At 68.5% G+C, this 5,152-nt stretch carries 7 protein-coding genes; 6 read left to right on the top strand and 1 reads right to left on the bottom strand.

Translation table 11 applies throughout. The features are described from left to right. Nucleotides 1-45 precede the first annotated feature (45 nt). From AB0M65_RS40090 to AB0M65_RS40065, 6 genes are all read left to right on the top strand, one after another. Complete coding sequence (locus AB0M65_RS40090; protein WP_364040642.1) at nt 46-366, top strand: STAS domain-containing protein; 321 nt, start codon at nt 46-48, stop codon at nt 364-366. Then, complete coding sequence (locus AB0M65_RS40085; RefSeq protein ID WP_364040639.1) at nt 356-781, top strand: anti-sigma regulatory factor; 426 nt, start codon at nt 356-358, stop codon at nt 779-781. Before AB0M65_RS40090 ends, AB0M65_RS40085 begins: the two co-directional genes overlap by 11 nt. Further along, complete coding sequence (locus AB0M65_RS40080) at nt 778-1,779, top strand: ATP-binding protein (RefSeq protein ID WP_364040636.1); 1,002 nt, start codon at nt 778-780, stop codon at nt 1,777-1,779. The genes AB0M65_RS40085 and AB0M65_RS40080 overlap by 4 nt, the downstream gene beginning before the upstream one ends. Next, nucleotides 1,776-2,981, top strand: coding sequence for a PP2C family protein-serine/threonine phosphatase (locus AB0M65_RS40075; protein ID WP_364040633.1), 1,206 nt, complete (start codon nt 1,776-1,778; stop codon nt 2,979-2,981). Before AB0M65_RS40080 ends, AB0M65_RS40075 begins: the two co-directional genes overlap by 4 nt. Nucleotides 2,982-3,070: 89 nt before the next feature. Next, the gene (locus AB0M65_RS40070; protein ID WP_364040630.1) at nt 3,071-3,535 is read left to right on the top strand and encodes an ATP-binding protein; all 465 of its coding nucleotides are present in this window, start codon (nt 3,071-3,073) and stop codon (nt 3,533-3,535) included. Nucleotides 3,536-3,537: 2 nt separating this feature from the next. After that, the gene (locus AB0M65_RS40065; protein WP_364040627.1) at nt 3,538-4,008 is read left to right on the top strand and encodes an STAS domain-containing protein; all 471 of its coding nucleotides are present in this window, start codon (nt 3,538-3,540) and stop codon (nt 4,006-4,008) included. 203 nt (nt 4,009-4,211) lie between these two features. Here the strand turns inward: AB0M65_RS40065 and AB0M65_RS40060 are convergent, their stop codons facing one another. Beyond that, complete coding sequence (locus tag AB0M65_RS40060) at nt 4,212-4,793, bottom strand: DivIVA domain-containing protein (protein ID WP_364040624.1); 582 nt, start codon at nt 4,791-4,793, stop codon at nt 4,212-4,214. Between the last annotated feature and the right edge of the window lie 359 nt (nt 4,794-5,152).

Genomic DNA, 5,152 nt, shown 5'->3' with positions numbered 1-5,152 from the left:
ATGAGGGGTCCCCATGAGACGTTTTTTGTCCTATGGGGACCCCTCATGACACACCGAGGCGAGAACGAGCTGGTCACCGCCCGGATCGCCGACGAGGGGATCCGCGGGGTCATCCTCGACATCTCCCGGCTGGAGATCATCGACTCTTTCGTCGCGCGCGTCCTGATGCGGCTCGCCGCCACCGGCAGGCTCCTCGGTGCCCGGATGATCGTCGCCGGAATGTGTCCCGCCGTCGCGATCACCCTGTCCGAACTGGGTTCGCGGCTCACCGGTGTGCAGACCGCGCTCAACGCCGAACAAGCCATGGAACTACTGGGATGGCGCCGTCCCACCGAGGCCGCCGAAGAGGCGCCTCGTGCTTCCTGACGAACTCACCGACCAAGACCCGCGCGAACACGCCGTCCGCGCCGAGGAAGACCTGCTCACCGCGCGGCACGCGGTGCGGGCCGACGCGGTCGCGGCCGGTTTCTCGATCGTCGACCAGACGAAGATCGTGACCGCCGCGAGCGAACTGGTGCGCAACGCCTACATCCACGGCGGTGGCGGCACGATGACCATCGCCGTCGTGCGGGACCGCCGGGGGCGGGTGGGGCTGGCGTTGTCGGTTCGCGACGAAGGCCCCGGTATCGGAGATGTCGAGCAGGCCATGACCGACGGGTTCAGCACCGGCGCCGGTCTCGGGCACGGCCTCGGTGGTACCCGGCGGCTGGTCGACGAGTTCGCCATCGACACCGCGCCCGGCGAGGGCACCACGATCACCGTCGTCCGCTGGAAACCATGACCGTCACCACCGTGTCACCGAGCCGGTTGATCCGCATCGACCACATCAGCGCGGTCTACGCCGCGGCGCGCGCCGCCCGCGAGGTCGCCGCCGAAGCAGGCCTGCCCGAGGTGCTCGCCGAGCGCGCGGCCGTCATCGCCTCGGAACTGGCAGGCAACATCGACAAACACGCCAGTGACGGCGCGGTCTTCGTCCAGCACTCCCTCGCCGGGCCGGGTGTCGAGGTCTATGCCGTCGATTCCGGCCCCGGGATGGCCGACCTGGCCTACTGGCGCATCGACGGGCACACCACGACGGACACACTGGGCACCGGCCTCGGCGCCGCCGGAAGGCTGGCCACCGAATTCCGGATCCACTCGGCGACCGGATCCGGAACCGTCGCGGCCGCACGAATCCTGGCCCCCGGCATCGCCGCCGCCGACGTCGTCGCGCACGTCCGTCTGGCCTGCGAGGGCGAAGACCGATGTGGTGACGCACTGGCCTTGGCGACGGTGGCCGGCGTCCGCACCATCGCGATCGTGGACGGGCTCGGCCACGGCCCCGAGGCGAGCGACGCGGCGGAGACGGCGATCGACGTCTTCCGCCGCAGCCCCGGCCGCCCGCTCCGCGAGCACCTCGCCACCATGCACCGCGCCCTGCGTCAGACCCGCGGCGCCGCGGTAGCACTGGCCCGCATCGCCGATGCCCGACTCGATTTCTGCGGTGTCGGCAACATCGGTGGCCTCGTGGTGATGCCCGGACAGACCCAGCCGCTGCTCAGCATGCCCGGGGTCGTCGGAGTCACCCAGCCGGACATTCACCTGCGATCCGTGGCACTGGCCCAGAACCACATCGTGGTGCTGCACACCGACGGAATCAGCACCCGCTGGCGCGCCGCCGCGTCCGTCGGCCCGCTTCCGGTCCCGGCACTGCTCGCCGCCGAACTCGCCCACTGTCACCGTGATCCCCGCGACGACGCCACGGTGATCGCGATCGGCTCGGGAAGCAGCAGGCCATGATCCACCCTGACCTGGGCGGGCTCCGCCTGCGCCTGCGCGAGGCCTGTGCTTCCGCGGGCGTCCCGGCCGAGCAACGGGCCCGGCTCGTGCTCGCGATGACCCTCCTTGTCGAATCCTCGGCAGAGGCCGATCGGGCACCCGAGCTTTCGACCTCCGCGTCCAAGGGCCGGCTCTCCGTCACCCTGCGACTGTCCCGTCCGGTCAGCCAGCGGCAACGCAACGCTCTTCCCCTGCTACCCGATCCCGGGGACAGCGGAACCCTGACCTGGCACATCACCACGAGCACCGAGGCGATGCTCGTCCCACCGGACGAGGAAAGCGCCACCCGCGAGGAAATGCTCGCCTTGGTCGCCCGTACCGACGCGATCACCAAGGACCAGCGCGAACTCAAACACGAGCTCGCCGAGACGAACAGCGGCGTGCTCGCGATGTACGTCGAACTGGAGGATCGGGACGAGAGTCTCCGGAAGGCGCACACGGTGATCTTCCGCGAACTCGAAGACGCACTGCGTCCGCCACCGCCTCGGGTCGACGCCTTCGAACTGGCCGTGCACTACGGGCCGAGCGATCCGGACTCCCCGACCGGAGGCGACCTCTACGACTGGTTCGTCCTGCCCGACGGGAACGTGCACATCACCCTCGTCGACGCCGTCGGGCACGGTGTCACCTCGACCCGGCACGCCCTGACCGTCACCCACGCCATCCGCACCCTGGCGCTCGAAGGCCACCCGTTCCGCGATCTGATCGCCCACACCGCCCGCACTCTGGCGACGATCGAACCCGGCCTGATGGCGACCGTGCTGCTCGCCCGGCTCGACCCCGCCACCGGCCAGGTCACCTTCGCCAACGGCAGCCATCCCCGCCCGGTCCTGGTCACCACCGGCGGCGAACCCGAACTTCTCGTCGCGCCCACAGCCGGACGAGGCATCGGCTTCCCGGCCCCCGGCAGCCACAGCCTCGTCCACCGCACACTCGCCGACGGCGACCTGCTCGTCATCTACACCGACGGGCTCGTCGAGAGCCGAAAGGACTTCGTCGAAGGTGAAGGGCGGCTGCTGGCGGCAGCGCGCCGCAACGCCGGCCGGCCCACCGCACAGATCCCGGACCTGCTGACCGCCGAGATGCACGACATCGTTTTGCACGCCGACGACACCGTGGTCATCGCGATCCGCTACCGGCAGCCGCCCCGGCGAGGCGCATAAACCCTGGCGTTTACCACGGCCGCACCTTGGGTACTGAGGACACAGCGCGATGTTTCCAGATGGTCGTCAAACAAAGGCGGGTGGGACTGATGTCGACACAGCCAGGGATTTCAGAGCGCGAGCCGAACCCGAGCGGCGTGACCTACGACCTGGACGCCACCGCCACCAGGGAGCTCCGGCAAGCGGTTCGCCGGGCACTGGCCGGCTACCGTGGGTTCACCGTGGACGACGCCGTCCTGGTAGCCGACGAACTGATCAGCAACGCCCATCGGCACGGGGACGCGCCGCGCACCTGCCGCCTCGATCTCACCCGCCAGGGCCGGTACCTCCGCATCGAAGTCGACGACGCCTCCCCACGACAGCCACGACACCGGACCCCGGACGGCTCCGGCGGACGGGGGCTGATGTTGATCGACCGGCTCGCGTCCACCTGGGGTGTGGAGAACCATCCGCGGCACAAGACCGTCTGGGCTGAACTCGCCCTGAACCGCGATGGAAGCAGCGGCCGTGCACCGCATTTGGCGGCCGCCCGAGACTGGCCTAGCCGGGACTAGCCATGTCCTACACCGCACAAGGCGGGACCCGGACCAGCGAGGCGTTCCATGCCGTCGCCGACCCGGTAACGTCCGCCACCGTGAGCCAACCGCCTCGAGCTGAGCCACCTCCCCCGGAGCTGGGCATCGCCAGCCGGGTCGTCGATGACACGATCGTGGTCACGGTGACCGGCGAGATCGACACCGACGCCGCGCCGGAGCTCCAAGCCGCCGTCATCACCGCGATCGACGATGCCCCAGGCGGAGCCTGCGTTCTGGATCTGACCACGGTCGACTTCCTCGACTCCGCCGGCCTCGCCACGCTGGTGGCCGCCCATACCCACGCGGAAACACGCCGAAAGCACCTTCGTATCGCAGTGGACTCCAACAGCCCTGTCATCCGCCCCATCGAAGTCACCGGCCTCGACGTCATGCTGCGGCTTTACCACACCGTCGAGGAAGCCCTCCACGTCACGAAATCACCCCTGGACTAGCGGCGGGGGCATCCGCGCAGATCGTCATCGCGAGGCGCCCGGCTCGGTCGGTCAGCGGCGCGCGGAGGTCGGCGCGTCCACGTCACGGCCGCTGCGGGAATCCTCGGTGCGGCTGACCCGTCCGGTGCGGTTCGTCCTGGCCGCGGCCCTTACAAGATGGCGACCGTGAGCGAGGGAAGGCCACAGCCGCACCGGCGGTGAACTCACTCACCGTCCGTGGAAACGGCCGACGCGGCCTCGGGCTCCTCCTCGGCGGAATCTTCGGCCTTGCTCTCGCCGCCGAAGCGATCACGTAATTCGTCAACAGCGTGGGAAATCTGACCCAATTCGGCCATCACCGCCCGATGCACCGTTCGGATCGCGACGGCTTCCTCTTCCGCGCGGGAGATGATGCGTTGTGCTTCACACTCGGCAGCGCGTTCAGTCTGCTCACGGGCGTTCTCCGCCTCGACGGCCGTTTTCTCGGCGGCCGCCACGAGCCTTTCACTCTCTTTGCGGGCCTGATCTTTGATCTCCTCGGCTTCCGCCTTGGCGACCGCGAGAATCTTTTCGATCCGCCTTCCCAATCCCCTGGACTGATCCGACTCCACAGTTCGAGGCGCGGGAACCTGGGCTTTGGCGATCCTGCGCTCCGCCGCCCTCCGGGCTTTTTCCTGCCGCTCCACGCGCTTCTCCGTCGCCCGCACGTATTCGTCGACCTGCCGACGGTCATATCCTCGCAGGACAGTCGGGAACCGGACGTCGGACTCGGTTGCTTCCTCGTTCTCGGACACCATGCTTTCCATGTACCGAGTGTCAGCTACGGCAAGAAAACCGGCAATACGAAACCCGATCAACACCTTCCCGCGAAGACTAACGCGGATCGCCGACTACTCATTGTCGCCTGAACAGGAGAACACATCCACCCGAAAGTAAGGTTTGATTTCCGCACCACTCTTGTTACCTACTTCCACGACTACTCCGTGACAGTGCGTAATCCTCCCGACAGAAGGTGCACCCAAGCCGCTTCCACGCCGACAGGCGCCAGACGGGCACGTCGTGAGTGATTTGGGCACCGGCGCAAGGTGCTGGACTATCTCCCGCTGGCCGAGGAGGCCGGCGCCGAAACCCTGACCGGCGGCGGGATTCCCGAGCTCGGCCCGGA

Source organism: Amycolatopsis sp. NPDC051071, from assembly GCF_040682875.1.
Taxonomy (GTDB): Bacteria; Actinomycetota; Actinomycetes; order Mycobacteriales; family Pseudonocardiaceae; genus Amycolatopsis.
This window is presented reverse-complemented; position numbering and strand designations above follow the sequence as displayed.